This is a genomic window from Prevotella sp. P5-92, assembly GCF_002251245.1.
Classification (GTDB): domain Bacteria; phylum Bacteroidota; class Bacteroidia; order Bacteroidales; family Bacteroidaceae; genus Prevotella.
Genome location: NZ_NPJG01000114.1, coordinates 62,089 through 83,354, shown reverse-complemented (window position 1 = coordinate 83,354; position 21,266 = coordinate 62,089). Strand labels below are relative to the sequence as shown.

At 45.0% G+C, this 21,266-nt stretch carries 15 protein-coding genes; 13 read left to right on the top strand and 2 right to left on the bottom strand.

Features of this window, described 5'->3' with window-relative positions; genetic code table 11:
- Positions 1 to 25 precede the first annotated feature (25 nt).
- Positions 26 to 781, top strand: coding sequence for a succinate dehydrogenase/fumarate reductase iron-sulfur subunit (locus CIK99_RS11665; protein WP_094381672.1), 756 nt, complete (start codon positions 26 to 28; stop codon positions 779 to 781).
- Positions 782 to 914: 133 nt separating this feature from the next.
- Here CIK99_RS11665 and xyl3A read toward each other — a convergent pair whose 3' ends face one another.
- A complete protein-coding gene (xyl3A, locus tag CIK99_RS11660; RefSeq protein WP_094381671.1) occupies positions 915 to 3,500 on the bottom strand; it encodes a xylan 1,4-beta-xylosidase in 2,586 nt (861 codons plus the stop codon).
- A 193-nt stretch (positions 3,501 to 3,693) separates the two neighbouring features.
- On the bottom strand, positions 3,694 to 6,120 hold the full coding sequence (galA, locus tag CIK99_RS11655) for a beta-galactosidase GalA (RefSeq protein ID WP_094381670.1): 2,427 nt from the start codon (positions 6,118 to 6,120) through the stop codon (positions 3,694 to 3,696).
- 373 nt (positions 6,121 to 6,493) lie between these two features.
- On the opposite strand from galA, the gene CIK99_RS11650 reads away from it, so the two are divergent.
- From CIK99_RS11650 to CIK99_RS11595, 12 genes are all read left to right on the top strand, one after another.
- Positions 6,494 to 7,834 (top strand): ATP-binding protein, encoded by a 1,341-nt coding sequence (locus tag CIK99_RS11650; RefSeq protein WP_216822808.1) that lies wholly within the window; start codon positions 6,494 to 6,496, stop codon positions 7,832 to 7,834.
- A 440-nt stretch (positions 7,835 to 8,274) separates the two neighbouring features.
- Entirely contained in the window at positions 8,275 to 9,009 is a 735-nt protein-coding gene (locus CIK99_RS11645; protein WP_094381668.1) for a UpxY family transcription antiterminator, read from the top strand.
- 34 nt (positions 9,010 to 9,043) lie between these two features.
- Positions 9,044 to 9,415 carry a hypothetical protein gene (locus tag CIK99_RS11640; protein WP_094381667.1) on the top strand — a complete coding sequence of 124 codons (372 nt, stop codon included), beginning with the start codon at positions 9,044 to 9,046 and terminating at the stop codon, positions 9,413 to 9,415.
- Positions 9,412 to 10,065, top strand: coding sequence for an FHA domain-containing protein (locus CIK99_RS11635; RefSeq protein WP_094381666.1), 654 nt, complete (start codon positions 9,412 to 9,414; stop codon positions 10,063 to 10,065). Before CIK99_RS11640 ends, CIK99_RS11635 begins: the two co-directional genes overlap by 4 nt.
- A gap of 12 nt (positions 10,066 to 10,077) precedes the next feature.
- Positions 10,078 to 10,830, top strand: a complete 753-nt coding sequence (locus CIK99_RS11630; protein WP_094381665.1) for a caspase family protein — start codon at positions 10,078 to 10,080, stop codon at positions 10,828 to 10,830.
- Between the two features lie 30 nt (positions 10,831 to 10,860).
- A complete protein-coding gene (locus CIK99_RS11625) occupies positions 10,861 to 11,457 on the top strand; it encodes a hypothetical protein (protein ID WP_094381664.1) in 597 nt (198 codons plus the stop codon).
- Between the two features lie 6 nt (positions 11,458 to 11,463).
- On the top strand, positions 11,464 to 12,888 hold the full coding sequence (locus CIK99_RS11620; protein ID WP_094381663.1) for a serine/threonine-protein kinase: 1,425 nt from the start codon (positions 11,464 to 11,466) through the stop codon (positions 12,886 to 12,888).
- Between the two features lie 26 nt (positions 12,889 to 12,914).
- The gene (locus tag CIK99_RS11615; RefSeq protein ID WP_094381662.1) at positions 12,915 to 14,693 is read left to right on the top strand and encodes an SUMF1/EgtB/PvdO family nonheme iron enzyme; all 1,779 of its coding nucleotides are present in this window, start codon (positions 12,915 to 12,917) and stop codon (positions 14,691 to 14,693) included.
- Positions 14,694 to 14,879: 186 nt separating this feature from the next.
- The gene (locus CIK99_RS11610; RefSeq protein ID WP_254047796.1) at positions 14,880 to 16,055 is read left to right on the top strand and encodes a formylglycine-generating enzyme family protein; all 1,176 of its coding nucleotides are present in this window, start codon (positions 14,880 to 14,882) and stop codon (positions 16,053 to 16,055) included.
- A gap of 52 nt (positions 16,056 to 16,107) precedes the next feature.
- Positions 16,108 to 17,955, top strand: a complete 1,848-nt coding sequence (locus CIK99_RS11605) for an SUMF1/EgtB/PvdO family nonheme iron enzyme (RefSeq protein WP_094381661.1) — start codon at positions 16,108 to 16,110, stop codon at positions 17,953 to 17,955.
- Positions 17,956 to 18,140: 185 nt separating this feature from the next.
- Entirely contained in the window at positions 18,141 to 19,328 is a 1,188-nt protein-coding gene (locus CIK99_RS11600; protein WP_254047795.1) for a formylglycine-generating enzyme family protein, read from the top strand.
- 46 nt (positions 19,329 to 19,374) lie between these two features.
- Positions 19,375 to 21,156 carry an SUMF1/EgtB/PvdO family nonheme iron enzyme gene (locus CIK99_RS11595; RefSeq protein WP_094381660.1) on the top strand — a complete coding sequence of 594 codons (1,782 nt, stop codon included), beginning with the start codon at positions 19,375 to 19,377 and terminating at the stop codon, positions 21,154 to 21,156.
- Positions 21,157 to 21,266: the final 110 nt, after the last annotated feature.

The window sequence follows — 21,266 nt, the reverse complement described above, 5'->3', positions numbered from 1 at the left end:
CATTAAAGAAAGAACATAATTTATTATGGCAAGAAATATATCATTCACACTTAAGTTCTGGCGTCAGAACGGCCCTAAGGCCGAAGGTCATTTCGATACCCGCGAGATGAAGGATATTCCAGACGATACCTCGTTCCTTGAGATGCTCGACATCCTCAACGAGGAACTTATCGAGGAAGGCAAGGAGCCTTTCGTCTTCGACCACGACTGCCGCGAGGGTATCTGCGGTATGTGTTCACTTTACATCAACGGTCATCCACACGGACCTGCTACAGGCGCAACAACCTGTCAGCTCTACATGCGCCGCTTCAACGACGGCGATGTCATCACCGTTGAGCCATGGCGTTCAGCTGCATTCCCAGTCATCAAAGACTGTATGGTTGACCGCTCTGCATTCGATAAGATTATCCAGGCTGGTGGCTATACAACAGTGCGTACAGGTCAGCCACAGGATGCCAACGCTATCCTTATCCCTAAGGAAGATGCCGACGAGGCTATGGATGCAGCTACATGTATCGGTTGCGGATGTTGCGTAGCAGCTTGTAAAAACGGCTCTGCAATGCTTTTCGTAAGCTCTAAGGTATCACAGCTCGCCCTGCTGCCGCAAGGCCGTCCAGAGGCCGCAAAACGCGCCAAGGCGATGGTTATGAAGATGGAAGAGCTCGGATTCGGTAACTGTACCAACACTCGTGCCTGCGAGGCAGAGTGCCCGAAGAACGAGTCTATCGCCAACATTGCCCGCCTGAACCGTGAGTTCATCAAGGCTAAGCTCGCCGACTAATTATTGGCAAGATGTAAAGCCTAATCATTGATAAGGCTTTAAGTCTAAACATAATAAAAGGGAATGGTCATTGGCCATTCCCTTTTTCATATACTCGACTTTTTTGATTATTGCATATAATCTTTAAGATTGTCTATAATACTATTTTTATATGCTTGAGATCAGCATCAATGCTACTGTTTCCAACCATTATATCGTATTCACCACCTATTACTCGCATGGTATTGGTAGATGCGTCCCAAGTCTCAAAGTTTTCTTTAGGCATGTCTATCTCCACGCGCTTGGTCTCGCCAGCCTTTATACTTACACGCTTGAAGCCTCTAAGTGATTTTATCGGACCGTCATTATCTTTTGTATGTCGAAGATATACCTGCACTATCTCGTCTCCATCCAACTTACCAGTGTTGCTTACGTCAACAGTAATCTTACCGTTTTTGTATGAAGGTTTGCCAAATGAGAAAGATGTATAACTAAGTCCATAACCAAAATTCCACAGAGGTTTGCCTGTGAAGTAGCGGTAAGTGCGGTTTTTCATAGTATAATCAAGGAAATCAGGCAGGTCATCCACAGAGCGATAGAAGGTGACCGGCAGTTTACCCGATGGATTATAGTCGCCGAACAACACGTCTGCCACGGCATCGCCACCCCTTTCACCCGGATACCAAGCCTGCATAATAGCTTGACAAGTGGATGTCTCTGGCACGAGAGCAATGGCAGAGCCAGAGCAGTTGACAAAGATAACCTTCTTGCCCGCGTCGCTGATAGCCTTTATGAGGTCGCGCTGGCATTGTGGCAACTGTATATCTGTGCGGTCGCCACCTTTGAATCCGTATGCATCAACCTTCATTTCCTCGCCCTCAAGTCGGGGAGAAATGCCACCGGCAAATACAACATATTCAGCATCTGATATTTCTTTCAATATATCCCCGATGGATTTAGACTTGTTGGTAAACACATCAAATTTCATGTGCGCCATACCGAATATCTGTATGTAGTCAATCTGTATGTCGTATTTTTCTCCAGCCTTCACATTATATGTCTTCGACCATTTCTGCACTCCGTGCGCCTGGCCAAATCTATTCCTTAGAGTGTCACCGTTGATGATGATGCGATATCCGTCGTCCGCCTCTAGTTCAAAAGTCACCTCCTCGTCTCTTTGAGCCTTAAACAGGGCTTTGTATCGTCCGGAGAAGTTGTCGAGTTCTACGCCAGCAGCAAATGCCGTATTACCTCCGTTATTAAGGTTTATTGCATTCTTATAAATGGCTGTGGCAGCTTGTTTTCCTTCCATCTTGGTATTGTTCCAATAACAGGCTTCCATACCAGCCTTGCCGTCGGGAGTCGTTAAATTAGCAAATCGGCTTTCCCTTACAGTGTTGCTCACGTGTCCGCATCCATCCACATACTTCACACTACCTTGTCCCCTCCGTTTTTTCTCGATTCCTTCGAGGATTGTTACTGTATGAAGCGGATAACCGCTATAGTTTCCCCATTGCATCACACTATCGTTGGCATTAGGTCCCATCACAACAATCTTCCCACCATTCTTCTTTAACGGTAATATGTTATTGCTGTTTTGCAGCAATACAATACTCTTCTGAGCCATTTCGTAGGCGAGAGCGTTATGCTGCTTTGAGCATAGACGGTCATGTGGTATTTTGGTCCATTCCACTAGGTTGTCATTGTCAAGGTCGCCCAGTCTTATTCTTGCCGTGAGCAGTCGCTTAAGTGATTTGTTTATGGCATCCATAGACAGTTCACCATTTTTCAAGGCTTTTGGGATATTCTTATATACCGAACCACATTCCACGTCAGTGCCTGCTATAATGGCTGTTCCTGCAGCTATCGACGGTGTTGCCGACACTTCATGACACCCTTTCTGATGGAAATCCCTGATTGCACCGCAATCGCTCACCACGAGTCCTTGATACCCCCATTCATCCCTCAGTATTCTCTGTAGGTATCTCTTGTTGCCGCAGCATGGGTCGCCGTCAATTCTTTGATATGCGCACATCACCTCAGCCACGTTCGCTTTCTCTACGAGAGCCTTGAATGCAGGCATATACGTCTCCCAAAGGTCGCGTTCGGGCAAGTCTTCTATATTGAATGAGTGTCTGTTCCATTCAGGTCCTGAATGAACGGCATAATGCTTTGCACATGCGAGCAATTTCATGTATTTGCTGTTAATGCTGTTTCCCTTCCCTTGTAGTCCGTTGACAACAGCCACTCCCATGCGTGATGTCAGGAATGGGTCTTCGCCGTATGTCTCCTGTCCGCGTCCCCATCTTGGGTCGCGGAAGATATTTATGTTGGGAGTCCAGAACGACAGACCTTGATAGCGGTTCATTTCGTTTTTGCTCTTTGCCTGCGCATTTTTTATTCGAGCTTCGTCGCTTACAGCATCAAAACAACGATAGAGTAGGGCATCGTCCCAAGAAGCAGCCATACCCATTGTAATTGGGAACACAGTGGTATATCCGTTTCGTCCCACTCCATGTAGTGCTTCGTTCCACCATTGGAAAGATGGGATGCCCAGTCGTTCTATAGCCGGCGATTGGTCCATCATCAGCGCTGTCTTCTCTTCAATTGTCAGTCGGCCAATAAGGTCGTCAGCACGCTCTTCGGCTGACAGGTTGGGGTTCTGATATGGCAACATATTTTGCGCCCCAGCTCCCATTGTAAAGAGAGCCATCAAAGTAGTAATAAGTTGTTTCTTCATTATTATGACAGTTTTAAACTGTTATTTATTGCTGCAAAATTAATCATAATTTTCGAATTGGTAAAAGAAAAGTGCATTTTTTAGCAAAAAATACTATTATGGGTAATGATGTGAACCGCGAAAGTTAGACAAAACACTTTCGCGGTTCACATCAAACGAAGATATACTTAAATACTTTTTTGAAGCAAGAAGTTCATTTTGTAGTGATAGTCAGAAGTCCGTACTTCAGTCCGTCAGCAGTACATTTCAGCGTTACTGTCGAAGGAAGTTTTCCACTTTGTATCAGTACTTGGGCCCGCCCGTTGAAGGCGGGAATGCTGAATGTATGGCAAGGCTGCTTGTCGGGATGGTCACTGCCTAAGTATGATGGGTCGCCATTGCCACAGCCTATGATACTGGCGTCGCCTTCAAGACAGAAGGTCAGTACAGGGCAGGCATTAGGAACGAAACGGCCTTTCTGGTCGTGTAATTCGATGTTTACTATTGCCATATCCTGACCGTCGGCAGCTATCTGCTGGCGATCTGCTTTCAGTACCACTTTTGTGGCGGCCTTGGTTGTCTCAATAGTTTTAGTCAGTATGCGCTTGCCGTTCTTATAGCCTATTGCTTCCACACGGCCAGGCTGATAGACTGCCTTCCATTTCAAGTGTCCGTTTCGGGGCATCGGTTGGCGGCCAAGTTTTTTGCCGTTCACCGTCAGTTCCACTTCGTCGCAATTGCTATAAGCCCACACTTCCACTTCCTCGCCCTCATGGCCCTGTAGGTTCCAGTGGGGGAAGATATGTAGCACGGGCTCGTCGGTCCACCATGACTTCAGATAGTAAGCTTCGTCCTTGGGGAATCCGCAGTAGTCCAGAATTCCGAACTCTGAGTCATGAGCGGGATAACTGAGTGGGTTGGGCTCACCCCGATAGTCGAAGCCTGTCCAGTAGAACAGTCCTGCAGCCCAGGGGCGCTCGTCATAGAATTTCCATCCGCGTTCAATGATGTTTTCGTAATTCTGTTCCATCGTGCGATTTAGGCTCACCATCCTGCCGGGATATTTCTCATCTTTGAAATACCATCCTCGCGTGCCGCAGCCGGTGGTCTCTTCCGTGCCTACAATCTTCCATGTGGGATTATTCTTTTTTTGGTTGTCCACATCGTTCTGTACGATATAGTTGAATCCTACCACATCGAGACCCTTAACCATCTCCCTGCCACCTGCATTTGCAATGGTGGAATGACGCGTGGGGTCAAGTAGATGGGTATATTCGCGCATGGCAGCTGCGATGCGAGTTCCCTGAATGGTGTTCTCCATGCCCCATTCCTCGTTGCCATTGCTCCAGAGGATGACGCTCGGATGATTACGGTCGCGCTTGATCATTCGCTCCAGTAGTCGCAGATGCTCCTCGTTGATGCCTGTCAGTCGGTTCTCGTCTATTACGAGTATTCCCTCACGGTCGCAAATATCCAGCAACGTAGGCGTCATCGGGTTATGCGAGGCACGGTAGGCGTTGCATCCCATCTTCTTCAGCTGTTTGATACGCCATGCCTGCAGGGCATCGGGGATAGCGGCTCCCACACCGGCATGGTCCTGATGCATGTTCACGCCCTTCAGTTTCAGTGGCTGTCCGTTCAGCAAGAATCCGCGGTCGGCATCAAACTCTACATCGCGTATGCCCGTAGTGGTTTCATACACGTCGGTCACGCATCCATCTACCTTCACCGTTGTTTCTACCTTATATAAATAGGGGTCGGCGGGGCTCCACAGATGGGGGGCGCTCAAGTTGAGAGTTAAGAGTTGAGTGTTAAGGGTTTGCTTCGCCTTAAGCGTTACCGTCGAGGGTTCCGACTTGGCTACTTCCCGCCCGTCAGCATCTAGCAGTCGATGGCTCACTTCACACTGTTGAGTGGTCAGAGAGTGATTGTTCACCTCCGTCTCCACATGTATGGTAGCCTTGTCGTAGGGCTGTTTCAGATCGGCATAGACGAATGTCCCAAAAGGCGCCACGCTTACGGCTGCTGATTTCAGCAGCCATGCATCGCGATAGATACCAGCTCCCTCATAAAACCAGCCTTCTTCGAGTGTGGCATCGGCACGGACGCAAATCAGGTTGTCGCCGCCGTAGTTTACATATTCCGTCACGTCATACACTTGCGTGGCATAGCCGCTGGGCTCGGTGCCCATGTAAAAGCCATTGAACCAAACGCGGGCATTGCGGAAGATGCCGTCGAACTTCAGGGCAATATGCTTGCCAAGGTCACCGGCTGGGATATTTATTGTCTTCCTGTACCATCCCACACTTGTTTCAGGATATTTATAGCCAACGGTCTTGTAGCCATGCGAGTGGCTTGCCACATCAGCGTAGGGTAGGATGGTCACCCAGTCGTGTGGCACCTTAACCTCTTGCCATGTCGAATCATTGAAGTTGGCAACATACGGTCCCTCGTTGTGTATTGAGTTGGCCTTCGTAAGATAGTTAAAATACTCTGTGCCGCAGCCAAAATCTTTCTTGGGGTCGGCAGCATTGCCAAAGGCAAACTTCCACCCGTCATCGAGTCTGATTGTTTCACGCACATTCTGTGCATTCATGCACGCAATGGCCATCCATGCCATCACGACTATCAATTTTCTCATTTCTGTATTTTTATTTAATTAAACGATATGCAATCACGTCGCGTACCTTGATGCAATGCTGCAAAATTAATCATAATTTTTGAATTGGTAAAGGAAAAGTGCATTTTTTTGCAAAATAATACTATTATGGGAAATACTATCTGATTGGCAGCGGTATTCACCATTATGTTTAATTATCCAAAAAGTGACAACCTTTTTCAGTTGAGGTCAGGGGGGGTGAAAATATGGGTAAAATGTGAATTTAAGGGGTGAATATTTGAGTAAAATGTGATTTTTATATGTATTTTTCTTGGAAAAATGTGATTTTGTTGCTATATTTGCAGCGGATTTTGTGAAAATGCAAAAGTAATGGCTTTAAATTGAGGAATGAATCATGCTGAAAAGAAAGATTGAAAACATACTCCTTGAATGGAAAAGGAAGGAAGACAGGAAACCTCTCATTGTGAAAGGAGCTCGACAGGTGGGGAAAACAGAATCCATCCGTATGTTCGGCAAAAACAACTACAAGAGTGTCGTGGAAATCAACTTCGCACTGCAAAGGAAGTTCCATACAATATTCGACAATGGCTATGAGGTGGACGACATACTGCGAAATATTAGTTTCATTGAACCTACAGTGAAACTGATACCACACCACACGCTTATCTTCTTCGATGAAATGCAGGACTATCCCGACTGCGCCACGAGCTTGAAGGCATTCAAGATAGACGGCAGATATGATGTAATCTGCTCAGGATCGCTTATGGGAATTAATTACAACAAGATAGCGTCCAACAGTGTGGGATATAAAGAGGATTTAGAGATGCATTCAATGGACTTCGAGGAATTCCTGTGGGCTAAAGGCTATGACAAGACGCAAATAGAATATCTATACAGCTTTGTGGCTGAACTGCGTCCTTTCCCACAAAGCATTCTCGATGCCATGTTACGGTTGTTCAGGGAATATATGGTAATAGGAGGTATGCCGGAAGTCGTAAACAAGTATATCACCCAAGGAACATTCTCAGGGATTCTTGACATTCAGCAACAACTGCTGAGAGACTACGAGGAGGACATCACAAAATATGCCGTAGGATTGGAAAAGGCGAAAGTGCTTGCAGTATATCGGCATATTTCGACATTCCTGGCAAAGGAGAACAAGAAATTTCAGGTGACAAAAATCGCTAATGGAGCAAGAAACAGAGAATATATCGGTGCAGTGGAATGGCTACAGAATGCGGGTATAGTCAACGTATGCTACGGTCTGGAAAATCTTGAACTGCCGCTGAAAGGCAACTACGACCCCAAGCAGTATAAATTGTATTACAAAGACACAGGACTGCTGATAGCATCGCTCGACAGAGAGGCGCAAGATGACCTTCGCTCCAACAATAACCTCGGAACATACAAAGGTGCACTGTATGAGAATATTGTGGGTGATATGCTTGTGAAACAGGGATATGACCTGTATTTCTATCGTCAGGATAAGCTTTCGATAGAAATGGATTTCTTCGTAAGGAATGCCGACTCACTCATTCCCGTTGAGGTCAAGGCAAACAACTCCGTTTCCCCTTCGCTAAACAAGTTGGTGAAACCCGACAATAAATATTCCGACATCAGGTTTGGAATAAAGTTGTGCGTAGCTAATATCGGCTTTAACGGCAGCATCATCACCTTGCCCTATTTCACGACATTCATGCTTAGGAGATTTCTTAAAGAGAGGGTAATAGGGTAATAAGTACGGGGGACAGGTCGATGTGAGATACTATTGAAATATAGTCCGCTTCGCCCAGATTCCCAAGTGGGACACTATCTCACATTTTTGCTTTTTGCCGCCCACCTGCATTTGTTCGGGTACTTATGTTGCTGTAGCCCTAATGACCATAGAAGTGCCCATACTTCCCTAAATGTGTATAATTACACTTTTAAACAATAAAAAGACTGAACAGTTTCTACTTTATTTCATCCCGATTAAAAAACGTTAAAACCATCGCGTTTGTCAAACATTTCTTTTACTTTTCTTTTGTTTTTCGAGGAATTTAGTTAAATTTGCACTCGACATAAAAGACGTGAATACAGTTTGCGGCGGAACAATACGTCATATTAACAAAGGCATGTCTATTAACTGTCACATAAAAAACTAAGTTCTGTCTAGAACAAAGTAAGGTCACCGATATGAAAATCGCTGATAACGCATCGATAGATGATAACACCCATGGAGGCGGTGAAATCCCTCCCTGCACCGGGCTTACCCCCGATGCCCTCCCCGAAGTTCAAGAGCCATTTTTGGCAGAGAACTCACAAACAGGGGTGTCCACCAGAAATGCCCTGCCGGGTAGTATCATCAAAACCATCAAGTGCAAACCGAAGAATGTTCCTCATTGGTATGCTCTACGTGTCACCTATGGACGCGAAAAGAAGGCATACGACTATTTGGTTGGAAAGAATGTAGAGGCATACTATCCGACGGTCAAGACCGTCAAGGAAGTTGACGGCAAGCGAAAGACCGTAGAAGAATCTCGTCTTCCAAATATTTTCTTTGCACGCGGAACAGAAGAAGAGATTAAGTCTTTTGTTTACGACAACGTAAACCTCCCTCACCTCCGTTTTTATTATCGTCATATTCACGAAGGATCACAACTTATAAAAGAGCCCCTCATCGTACCAGATTACCAGATAGAGGGTCTTAAGATTATCTGTGATTCAGAGTCTGAGGAAGTGATTTGCTCAGTGCATAGAATAGAGAAGTTCACCTCCGGAGAAATGGTTAGAGTTAAAGATGGAAAATTCAAGGGTGTTATGGGAAGGGTGGCACGGTATCAAGGTCAGCAACGTGTAGGCATTATCATCGAGGGCGTAGGCACCATCATTACAGCTTATGTTCCAAGCGCATTTTTATTGCACATTTAGTTTCATAGTTTAAGAGCAAAAAATACATATATGTATGAAAAAGATATGCATAAACAACAGAGATGAACTTATCATGCTATTGGTAGATAACATAGCATATATTCTTGCAGATGGAAATTACACCAAGATAGTGTATATTACAGGTATGCAAGTGGTTCTTTCTATTGGAATCACAAAAGTAGAGAAAATCATCTCAGACTCATATCCTTCTTCCTCAGTATGCCCATTTGTGCGCCTCGGGAGGAGTGTTGTCATTAATCAGAGATATTTGTATAACATCAATCTCCTTAAACATCGACTGCAACTCACTGATGGCGAACACGACTGTCTGACATTGCAGATGCCAAAGCAGATACTTAAAGATTATAAGACACTGATTACAAAAACCACAAAACAACAGGAATGAAGAAATTTGTTTTAGGAAGGGGTGGCACACAGCCATTCCCCATAGCCGATTCGAAAACAAGAGTTAGTAGGGAACATGCCCTACTTACCGTTTCTGACGATGGTCGCTGGATTCTTGAGGACCTTGATTCTGTCAATGGAACCTATATCGTTGATGACAACGGGGAGTTGGTAAAAATTAAAAAGGTTGCAATACAAGAGTTCACACGTATTGTTCTTGGCGACCAGACAAAGATGGGGTTCACTTTTCTCGCACACCATGTCATTGAAGATGATCCATCAGACTATCGACGTGAGTTCCGCCATGTCATGGATATTCACTCACAAGCATTGAGGGAGAAGGCGGATTTGGATGAGAAGGAGCGGAAGAAAGCTAATCTGAGATATTTGCCTTCCATAATATCGGCACTCATTGGTCTTTTGCTAACTTTCCTCCTGCCGTCGGAAATGAAACCTTACAGTGTCTCCTTTACCGTGATAATAACAACCCTACTAACGGTCATTGTCAACAAGACAGCAGCCAATAAAAAGGGTCTTAAGCGTTTCAATTCCCATTACAGCAAGTTGCTTCTCTGCCCCAAGTGTGGCAGACTCTTGACAGAAAACGATTTCAATAACCAGATGTGCTGTGCTTGTCAAGCCCATGCATAAAAAACAACTTTTATGAAAAGAATTATCTCACTTTGTATCATTTCCCTCTTGTGCCTCTCCCTGTCCGCACAAAAGACTTACGTCGTGATAACCGGTGTTTCAAACTATGAGGGAACGGAAAACGACCTTACACAGTCAAGTAAGGATGCCAAGAATCTTTCACTTCTCTACAAAAACAGAGGTGCCCACGTTACTCTCTTTACCAGCAAATATGCTACAAGGGAGAATGTCATTGAAACAATCCAGAAGATTGCAAAAGTGGCAAAACCTGCAGACCATATCGTTTTCTTCTATAGCGGACATGGAATGCCCAACACACTTTGTACCTATAGCGAAAACCAGTCGTCTATGCTTACATACTCGGAGTTGTTTGCGGAACTCGACAAATGCAAGGCGGCAGACATCGTATGTTATGTAGATGCTTGCTTCTCAGGCACCGCCTCGTCAAGCCTCCACTCAAAAAAAATCTCCGACGACTCTTGGAAAAAGATAATCAAAGCAAATCCGCGATATATACTGTTCCTCTCTTCACGAGATGACGAGTTGTCCATAGAGATTCCCTTGGTAGGGGCAGGCATCTTTACACGCTCGCTCTTGAAAGGCCTCCGGGGCAAAAGCGACGTCAATGGCGACAAGCAGGTTACGGTGAAAGAGCTGTTTTCATATTTGTACAAGGATGTCCAGCTGCATAGCGACAAAAGACAGCATCCGCAACTTGTTACATCATCAACTCTCCATGATACGGTGTTGATGTCGTGGGAGTAAAAGTTGATTCGATTTGCAGAATAAGTTATCATGGAAGAAAAGAAACAACGTCCAATTCTTACCGCAAACTGTTGTCATTGCGGCTTTACCAACAAGTTTTCCATGCCCGAGAAGGCTGGGATAGTACGCCTGAAATGCCAAAACCCCGGATGCGGGAAAGACTTTGGAGTGAAGATAGAGGAGAAAGTGATTTCCATGGGCAATCCTTCTTCCCAAAATGAGAATAGTACAAAAAAGGAAGAACCACTTCCTGTAGTGACGGATGTCGTGTATAAGGGGAAAACAGACAGTTCCCGTTCTATGGCACACCTCTCGCAGGAACGTGGCTTTTTCCGTAGTCCCATTTTCCATGCTCTTTCTCTTGGTGAAAACACCATTGGAAGGAAGGACAACTCCAAGTCTTCCGCGATAATGATAGACGGAGACGCCACAATCAGCCGCCGTTCCATCTCCATAACGGTGACGGAGAGTCAAGGTGGTTATGAATATCTCTTCACATTGCTCGAAAAGCCAAAGAATCCAGTCATAGTGAATGGTAGGGAATACACCGCTCCACCTGCATCGTTTGTGATATTTCCTGGGGCAAAGATTATGCTTGGAAAGACAAAACTGACATTAACATATTGACAAACAATGAATAACGCATTACCTCAAGGTTTCGTACTCAATGGTATGAAAACCTATACTATTGTAAAGCCACTGCATAGCGGTGGCTTTGGCATTACCTATCTCGTCAAGGCGGAAGTGATGGATGGCAATATTCCCATTCAGGCTTACTACACCATCAAGGAGTTTTTCCCCTCTAAGTCTTGCACTCGCGACAGCAACCTTAATGTCATAGTTTCCTCGCCGTCGGCACAAGAACTGTTTGCTGATGCCAAGACTAACTTCCTCGATGAGGCAAATGTGCTCCACGGCTTGCAGCATAAGAACATAGTGCCTGTAAACGAGGTGTTCCAGCAGAACAACACTGTCTATTATGTCATGAAATACCTCGGAGAGACCTCGCTCGAACAGTATGTCAAGAACAAAGGCGGCACGTTGTCTGAGGCTGATGCCATAGATATCATCACATCCTTGGCTTACGCCGTTGGCTATCTCCATGACAATAAGATATTGCATCTGGACATAAAGCCAAACAACATTATGGTTTATCGTGAAAACGGTCAGGTCTCCCCCGTTTTGATAGATTTCGGGCAGGCTCATTTTCCAAAGAGCAAAAATAAGGTAGGTGGATATAGTTCTGGCTATTCTCCAGCAGAACTAAAGGACGCTTCTATAATTCCTGACAAGACTGCTGACGTATATTCTCTTGCTGCCACGCTGCTCTTCATGCTTGCAGGAAAAACTCCTGATGAAGCAGCTTCCTTGACGAAGGCAAGAATCTATCGCATGATGCCTGACAATATCTCAGAACGTACCTCAGAGGCTATAGTTCATGCAATGAATTCATCACCTTCTGACAGGCCTCAGTCCTCGTCCATTTTCCTTACCTCGCTGTCTGATAATGGTGGAACAGAGACAGAATCTGTTGTTGTAAGCAAACCTTTTCCCGTTAAAACAGTGGCATCTATAGTTGTCGGTATTCTTCTTGTAGGGGCTTGTGTTTTTGGTATCTCCAAAATATATTTCAAGACTCTTTCACCAAAAACTGACACTACCACTGCCACCGCAGATAGCATGAAGAAGGACACTGTACAGCATAAGGCAGACCCTGTTTTGATTAAGAAAGATACTGTCAAAATCAATCCGCCCAAACCAGAACCCAAACCAGAACCCACCCCCCGACCGGAACCTACAATCACCGTTTCACAGAAACAGAACAATCCTGCTAAAGGCACTATTGATCTCGGATATGCCGTATGGACAGGACAGACCCTCAACGGAAAGCCTCATGGAACGGGTACTATGCGATTTAAGAGAAGTCACTCGATAGTAGGATGCACTTTTGAGGCTTACTCTGGTTGCTTTGTTGAGGGATTTTGCGAAAAGGGTGTGCTTATGAGTGGCACGCTTTACGATGACTCAGGAACCAAGATCGAAGACTTCGTGAGATAGATATTGTTAAAAAACGAATCTTGTTTATGTTTAGAAAGACAATAATATTGGTATTTCTCTTCACAACTTTTGTGTTTCAGCTTGCCGCACAAGAGATGAAGGTGAAGACTTTTGAATACATACCCAACGACCTTGTCGCCCGCACCGAGCCGCGCACAGACCTCAATGGCAGACCTTGTGCAGTGATACGTGTGGGAATAGCTCAACAAGGCGTGGTGTTCGACGGCAACACCATTGGCAGTCCCAAGTACAACACTGGTGAATACCTGGTGTATATCACCAACGGCAGCCGCCAGCTCACCATTCGTCACGATAGTTTTCTGCCTCTCACAGTAACCTTTGCAGACTATGGCATAGAACGGGTGGAGAGTGGAAATGTATATAGGCTTACAGTGCTTACGGGTACTCCTCCTGCTCCCCAACTATCGCAGGGGAACTTCCTCGTAATGAATGTCACTCCCGCCTCGTCGCGTGTGTCTATCGACAATGGTGAGCCGAGAGCAGTAAATGCTGATGGAACTCTGAAAGTGTACCTAAGCAATGGAAGTCACAATTATCGGATAGAGGCGGATGGTTATTTAGCTAAGACTGGCAGTGTAAGTATGTCTGGCTCACGCCAGCAACTTAACGTCGCCCTTCAATCCACCAAAGCCAATCTTACGGTGAAGACAACTACATCCGGGTCGAAGATATATATTGACGAGGACTATAAAGGCACCGACAGCTGGAATGGTGAGTTGACTCCAGGCACATACTTGGTTGAAGCTCGCAAAGAAGGTTATCGCCCCGCTTCCACCACAGTTACTTTGGGAAAGCAGCAGACTGAGACAGTAACAATTCCTGCCCTCCAACAAATATTCGGTTCTCTTATGGTTGACTATGAGCCGGTTGATGCCGACATTTATATGGACAACCGCCTTCTTGGCAAGACTCCGAATGTTTTCAGCAACATTACTGCAGGCAAACACAGCGTAAAGATAAGCAAGTCGGGATATGAGGACTATGCTGGCAGCGTGACAATACAGGAGAATCAGCAGGCTTCCATCAATGGAAGTTTGAGAAGGAGCGATAGCACATCAAGTTCATTATCCTCTGTTAACAACAGTTCTGCATCTGGTTCTGTAGTTCCAATCACTGTAAATGGTGTTACGTTTAATATGATAAAGGTCGATGGCGGTACATTCACCATGGGGGCGACCATAGAAATGAAGGGACCATGGAGAGACGAAAAGCCTAAGCATTCGGTGTCTTTGTCAACATATTACATTGGTGAGTCGGAAGTGACTCAGGCATTGTGGAAAGCCGTGATGGGAAGTAATCCATCATATTTTAAGGGTGACAATTTGCCAATAGAACAGGTGTCTTGGAATGATTGCCAAGACTTTGTCCGCAAGCTAAACAATCTAACCGGCAAAAGATTCCGCTTGCCTACAGAGGCAGAGTGGGAGTTTGCTGCCCGTGGTGGAAACAAGAGCCGCCATACACAGTATAGCGGTAGCAGTAATATAGATGAAGTTGCATGGTATGTTGGCAGTAAGACTCATCCCGTTAAAACTAAGAATGCAAACGAGTTGGGGATATACGACATGAGTGGCAACGTATGGGAATGGTGTCAAGACAGGTACGGTAAATATAGCAGCAATGCTCAGACTAATCCTACAGGTCCTTCAAGTGGTACTAGCCGTGTGTGCCGTGGCGGTAGCTGGAGCTACGGCGCGGGGGGCTGTCGCTCTGCGCGTCGTGAACGCTACTCGCCTGGCGACCGTAACTACTACCTCGGTCTCCGCCTCGTACTCTCCGAGTAACAACAGTCTTCTGAAAAGTGTTCTAAGCTAATATGAGATTCTGTAAGATAATTCAGATGAGGGGCTAAGCGGAGCAGCCCCGAATAGAATTATCTGAAAGAATCGAATAACAACACCGCCGAAGGCGGTTGAATTATTTACGGCTAATTGACGAATATTTGCGTTGAAAAAGAAAAATACATATATATGAAACAGATAATACTTACATTTACATTACTTCTATGTGCAACCTTCTCCTTTACACAGGAACTGAAAGTAAAGTCATTTACTCATGACGAAATGAACCTTGAGGCACGTCTTGACGGAGGTCGGACTGACCTTAACGGTAAGCAATGTGCATTGGTGAAGGTAATGGTGCGTGATGATATATTAGAATGTAAGGGAGGTAATGTTGGAGATATTGTAAGCAAGGGTGTCGTAAAGATGATCTTTGTGTCACCATCCGCACGATACCTTGAACTTGAGTTTAAGTACAACTTTCCCTTGAAGGTGACATTTGCGGACTATGGATATGCGACTTTGTCTGAAGGCTGTACTTATACGATAACGTTGGTGGATGCTAATATGACGGTGCAACAGCCTGTAGCGCAACATCAGGCGACTTCTTTACAACAACAGTCATCAACTGTCCAACAACAGGAGCAATACAATTCTTCATATCCAACAATAGAAAAAATAACAGCAAATGGTGTTTCCTTCAACATGATAAAGGTTGATGGCGGTACTTTTACCATGGGTGCTACGCCAGAGATGACTAATCCTTGGTCGTATGAGAAACCTACTCATAAGGTGACGCTGTCTTCATATTATATTGGAGAGACTGAAGTGACGCAAGAATTATGGAATGCTGTTGTTGGCAAGAATCCTTCATGTCACAAAGGAGACAATTTACCAGTGGAATATGTTTCATGGAAGAAATGCCAAGAATTCATAAACAAGTTGAATGAACTTACGGGTAAACATTTTCGTTTCCCAACAGAAGCCGAGTGGGAGTTTGCAGCCCGTGGTGGCACTAAGAGCCGCCATACCCAATATAGTGGAAGTGACAACATTAATGAAGTGGCATGGTATGATGGCAATAGCGGCAGAAAGACTCATCCCGTTAAAACAAAACAAGCTAATGAATTGGGGATATATGATATGACCGGTAATGTTTGGGAATGGTGTTCCGATAAATATGGAAAGTATAGCAGCAATGACCAAATTGATCCGAAAGGTTCAGAACATGGTTATCGTGTCAATCGAGGTGGCGGATGCAACAATTCAACAAGGTACAGTCGTATATCTAATCGCTTAGCTTTCGCTTCATTATCTAAAGGATATAATTTAGGACTTCGTTTGGCTTACTCAATGAACAATTGATTTTTCATGTATTCTTCATATATGTATTAACTTGTAATAGATAGCATTCAATATGAAAAGGACATTGGTTTTACTGTTCTATGCTTTTGTTTTTCTGCCTTTGTTGGCGCAGCGACTGACCATAGACAAGGCATCGTTCAAACACGATGTTATGAACCGTGACGCACAGATAGATGACAATCTTCCAAGGGACCTAAACGACAAGCCATGTGCCTTGCTTAAGGTGATGGTGGCAGACAAGGTAACGAAATGTGAGGGAGGAAATGTTGGAAGCATCGTTGACGAAGGTATGGTTAAAAGGATATACATCTCTCCTACAGCCAAGTATGTCACTCTGTATTTCCAGAACCATTTCCCCGTGAAGATAGTATTTTCCGACTATGGTTCAATCAACCTTCAAAGTATGGAAACTTATGAGGTAGCTTTGATTGATTCTACACCAGGTCTGCAACCCCATCAGGCGCAGGGAAACTTTCTCTTAATGACAGTGAATCCAGTTAATGCATCGGTGATAATAGACAATGTCCATGAGCCGCTCAATGGCGATGGTTCTCTGAAGAAATACTTAACAAATGGGCAACACCGATATATCATTGATGCTGGCAACGCATATAGTCCTGTTTCAGGTTCGATAGAGATGAAAGGTGAGCGTATATCCCTTCCTGTCACACTCCAGTCTTTAAAAGCGTCACTTACAATTAATGCTTCTACATTCGGATGTCAGATATACATCAACGAGGATTATAAAGGCACCGACAGCTGGAATGGTGAGTTGACTCCAGGCACATACTTGGTTGAAGCTCGCAAGGAAGGTTATCGCCCCGCTTCCACCACAGTTACTTTGGGAAAGCAGCAGACTGAGACAGTAACACTTCCTGCCCTCCAACAAATATTCGGTTCTCTTATGGTTGACTATGAGCCGGTTGATGCCGACATTTATATGGACAACCGCCTTCTTGGCAAGACTCCGAATGTGTTCAGCAACATTGCAGTAGGCAAGCACAGCATAAAGATCAGCAAGGCGGGATATGCGGACTATGCCGGCAGCGTGACAATACAGGAGAATCAGCAGGCTTCCATCAATGGAAGTTTGAGAAGGAGCAATAGCGCATCAAGCTCATTATCCTCTGTTAACAACAGTTCTGCATCTGGTTCTGTAGTTCCAATCACTGTAAATGGTGTTACGTTTAATATGATAAAGGTAGAAGGCGGCACATTCACAATGGGGGCGACCATAGAAATGAAGGAACCATGGGGAAACGAAAAGCCTAAGCATTCGGTGTCTTTGTCAACATATTACATTGGTGAGACGGAAGTAACTCAGTCGTTGTGGAAAGCCGTAATGGGAAATAATCCTTCATTTTTTAAGGGCTACAACTTGCCAGTAGAACAGGTGTCTTGGAATGATTGCCAAGACTTTGTCCGCAAACTAAACAATCTAACCGGCAAAAGATTCCGCTTGCCTACAGAGGCGGAATGGGAATTTGCTGCCCGTGGTGGAAACAAGAGCCGCCATACACAGTATAGCGGTAGCAGTAATATAGATGAAGTTGCATGGTATTGGCAGAATAGTGGCGACAAATATATAGAAGGTGATTGGAATGTGAAAAAGATATTAAAAAACAAATGCAAAACTCATCCCGTTAAATCAAAAAAAGCAAACGAGTTGGGTATATACGACATGAGTGGCAACGTATGGGAATGGTGTCAAGACTGGTACGGTAAATATAGCAGCAATGCTCAGACTAATCCTACAGGTCCTTCGAGTGGTACTTACCGTGTGTGCCGTGGCGGTGGCTGGAACTACGGCGCGAGGTGCTGTCGCTCTGCGAATCGTGGCAACGACTCGCCTGACAGCCGTAGCAACAACCTCGGTCTCCGCCTCGTACTCTCCGAGTAACAACAGTCTTCTGAATAGTGTTCTAAGCAAAATGAAATTCTGTAGGATAATTCAGATGAGGGGCTTAGCGGAGCAGCCACGAATAGAATTATCTGAAAGAATCGAATAACAACACCGCCGGAGGCGGTCGATTCATTCACGGCAAATTGACGAATAATTGTGTTGAAAAAGAATAATACAAATATATGAAACAGATACTTTCTATATTATTTATGCTCCTATTTGCGGCTTTCTCCTTTGCACAGGAACTGAAAGTAAAGTCATTTATCCATGACGAAATGAACCTTGAGGCACGTCTTGACGGTGGTAGGACTGACTTGAACGGCAAGCAATGTGCGTTGGTTAAGGTGATGGTGCGTGATGACATAGTGGAATGCAAGGGAGGAAATGTAGGTGATATCATTAGCAGGGGTGTTGTAAAGAAAATCTTTGTATCCCCTTCCGCACGGTACCTTGAACTTGAGTTCAAATATAGTTTCCCATTGAAGGTGACATTTGCAGACTATGGATATTCGAGGTTGACAGAAGGCAGTACATATACAATTACACTGGTTGATGCATATCTTCTGTCTCTACAACCTGTACAGCCACAAAACCAACCTCAAAGTTCCACTTCCATTGCGCAGAATTCCATAAGCCAAGAGACACCGTCATTACAATCAACAGCATCAGCCGGTCTGATTCCGATAACCGTTAATGATGTAAAGTTTAACATGATAAGGGTTGATGGAGGTATATTTAATATGGGAGCGACATCTGAGCAGCAGTATCCTGACCCAGATGAAAAGCCTGTTCAACATGTGCCTTTGATATCTTATTATATAGGTGAGACAGAAGTGACTCAGGCATTGTGGAAAGCTGTAATGGGAAATAATCCATCAAATTTCAAAGGCGACAACTTGCCAGTAGAAACTGTATCATGGGACGATTGTCAGAAATTCGTAGACAAACTGAACAACATGACAGGTAAAAGATTCCGTTTGCCGACAGAGGCAGAGTGGGAGTTTGCCGCCCGTGGAGGCAACAAGAGTAAAGGCACTCAGTACAGTGGCAGTAGTAACATAGGTGAGGTAGCTTGGTATCATGGTAACAGCGGAATGAAGACTCATCCAGTAAAGCAAAAAAAGGCAAACGAGTTGGGTATATATGATATGAGCGGCAATGTCTGGGAGTGGTGTCAAGACTGGTATGGCAGTTATGGCAGCAATCATCAGACAAATACTACAGTATCTTCGAGTGGGGCTTACCGCGTTAACCGTGGAGGTAGCTGGGGATACAGTTTAAGGAGTTGTCGCACTTCGGAACGTGACAACAATAGCCCTGACAGCAGTGGCTGCAACCTCGGATTCCGTCTCGTTCTATCCATGGATTAGCACAAAAAAGAGATGTTTTCGCCATTTTTAAGAGAATAAATTGGATATGAAACAGATATTACTTACTTTGATTTTTTATCTTTGTGCGACACTATCTCACGCACAAAAACTGACTACAGAGTCTTTTGAGTATATACCCAACGACCTTGTCGCCCGCACCGAGCCGCGCACAGACCTCAATGGCAGACCTTGTGCAGTGATACGTGTGGGAATAGCTCTACAAGGCGTGGTGTTCGACGGCAACACCATTGGCAGTCCCAAGTACAATACTGGTGAATACCTGGTGTATATCACCAACGGCAGCCGCCAGATCACCATTCGTCACGATAGTTTTCTGCCTCTCACAGTAACCTTTGCAGACTATGGCATAGAACGGGTGGAGAGTGGAAATGTATATAGGCTTACAGTGCTTACGGGTACTCCTCCTGCTCCCCAACTATCGCAGGGGAACTTCCTCGTAATGAATGTCACTCCCGCCTCATCGCGTGTGTCTATCGATAATGGTGAACCGAGGGATGTCAACAGCGACGGCTCTCTGAAGGTATATTTGGAAAATGGCAACCACACATATAAAGTCGAAGCGGATGGCTATCTTTCCCAGACGGGATTCGTCAACATGACTGGCGCACGGCAGCAGCAAAATATCAAACTGAAATCTACTAAGGCTTCTTTAACGGTTAAGACATCGACCTCTGGCTCTCAGATATACATCAATGAGGACTATAAAGGCATCGATAACTGGAATGGTGAGTTGACTCCAGGAATATACCTTGTTGAAGCCCGCAAGGATGGCTATTGCTCCGCCTCCACCACTGTGGCTTTGGCAAAGCAACAGACAGAGACTGTCACTCTTCCTGCCCTCCAACAAATATTCGGTTCTCTTATGGTTGACTATGAGCCTGTGGATGCCGACATTTATATGGATAACCGCCTTCTTGGCAAGACTCCGAATGTGTTCAGCAACATTGCAGTAGGCAAGCATAGCATAAAGATCAGCAAGGCGGGATATGCGGACTATGCCGGCAGCGTGACAATACAGGAGAATCAGCAGGCTTCCATCAATGGAAGTTTGAGAAGGAGCGATAGCACATCAAGCTCATTATCCTCTGTTAACAACAGTTCTGCATCTGGTTCTGTAGTTCCAATCACTGTAAATGGTGTTACGTTTAATATGATAAAGGTCGATGGCGGCACATTCACAATGGGAGCTACCCAAGAACAGGAGAACCCAGACCGTGATGAAAATCCAACGCATCAGGTAACGCTTTCGACATATTACATTGGTGAGACGGAAGTAACTCAGGCGTTATGGAAAACCGTAATGGGTAGTAATCCATCAAATTACAGAGGTGATAACTTGCCCGTAGAATCTGTATCTTGGAATGACTGTCAAGACTTTCTCCTTAAGTTGTACAGCCAAACCGGAAAAATATTTCGCTTGCCTACAGAGGCCGAGTGGGAGTTTGCTGCTCGTGGAGGTAACAAGAGAAATGGTACTCAGTATAGCGGCAGCAGTAACATAGATGAAGTGGCATGGTATGATGGCAATAGCGGCAATAAAACACACCCAGTGAAGACCAAGAAGGCTAACGAGTTGGGTATATATGACATGAGTGGTAACGTATGGGAATGGTGTCAAGACTGGTATGGTAATTACAAAAGTAATGCAAAGGCTAATCCTATTGGTCCTTCGAGTGGTGTTTATCGTGGGTATCGTGGCGGTGGATGGTCCAACTTCGCGTGGCGATGTCGATCTGCTCGTCGTGACAGCAGCTCGCCTGACTATAGCCACTACAGTCTCGGTCTCCGCCTCGTGCTCTCCGAGTAACAATGGTCTTCTATTAATGTGTTCCTAAGGAAAATGAGATTCTGTAGGATATTTCAAATGAGGGGCTCAGCGGAGCATCCCCGAAAACGTATTGATAAGAAAAACGAATT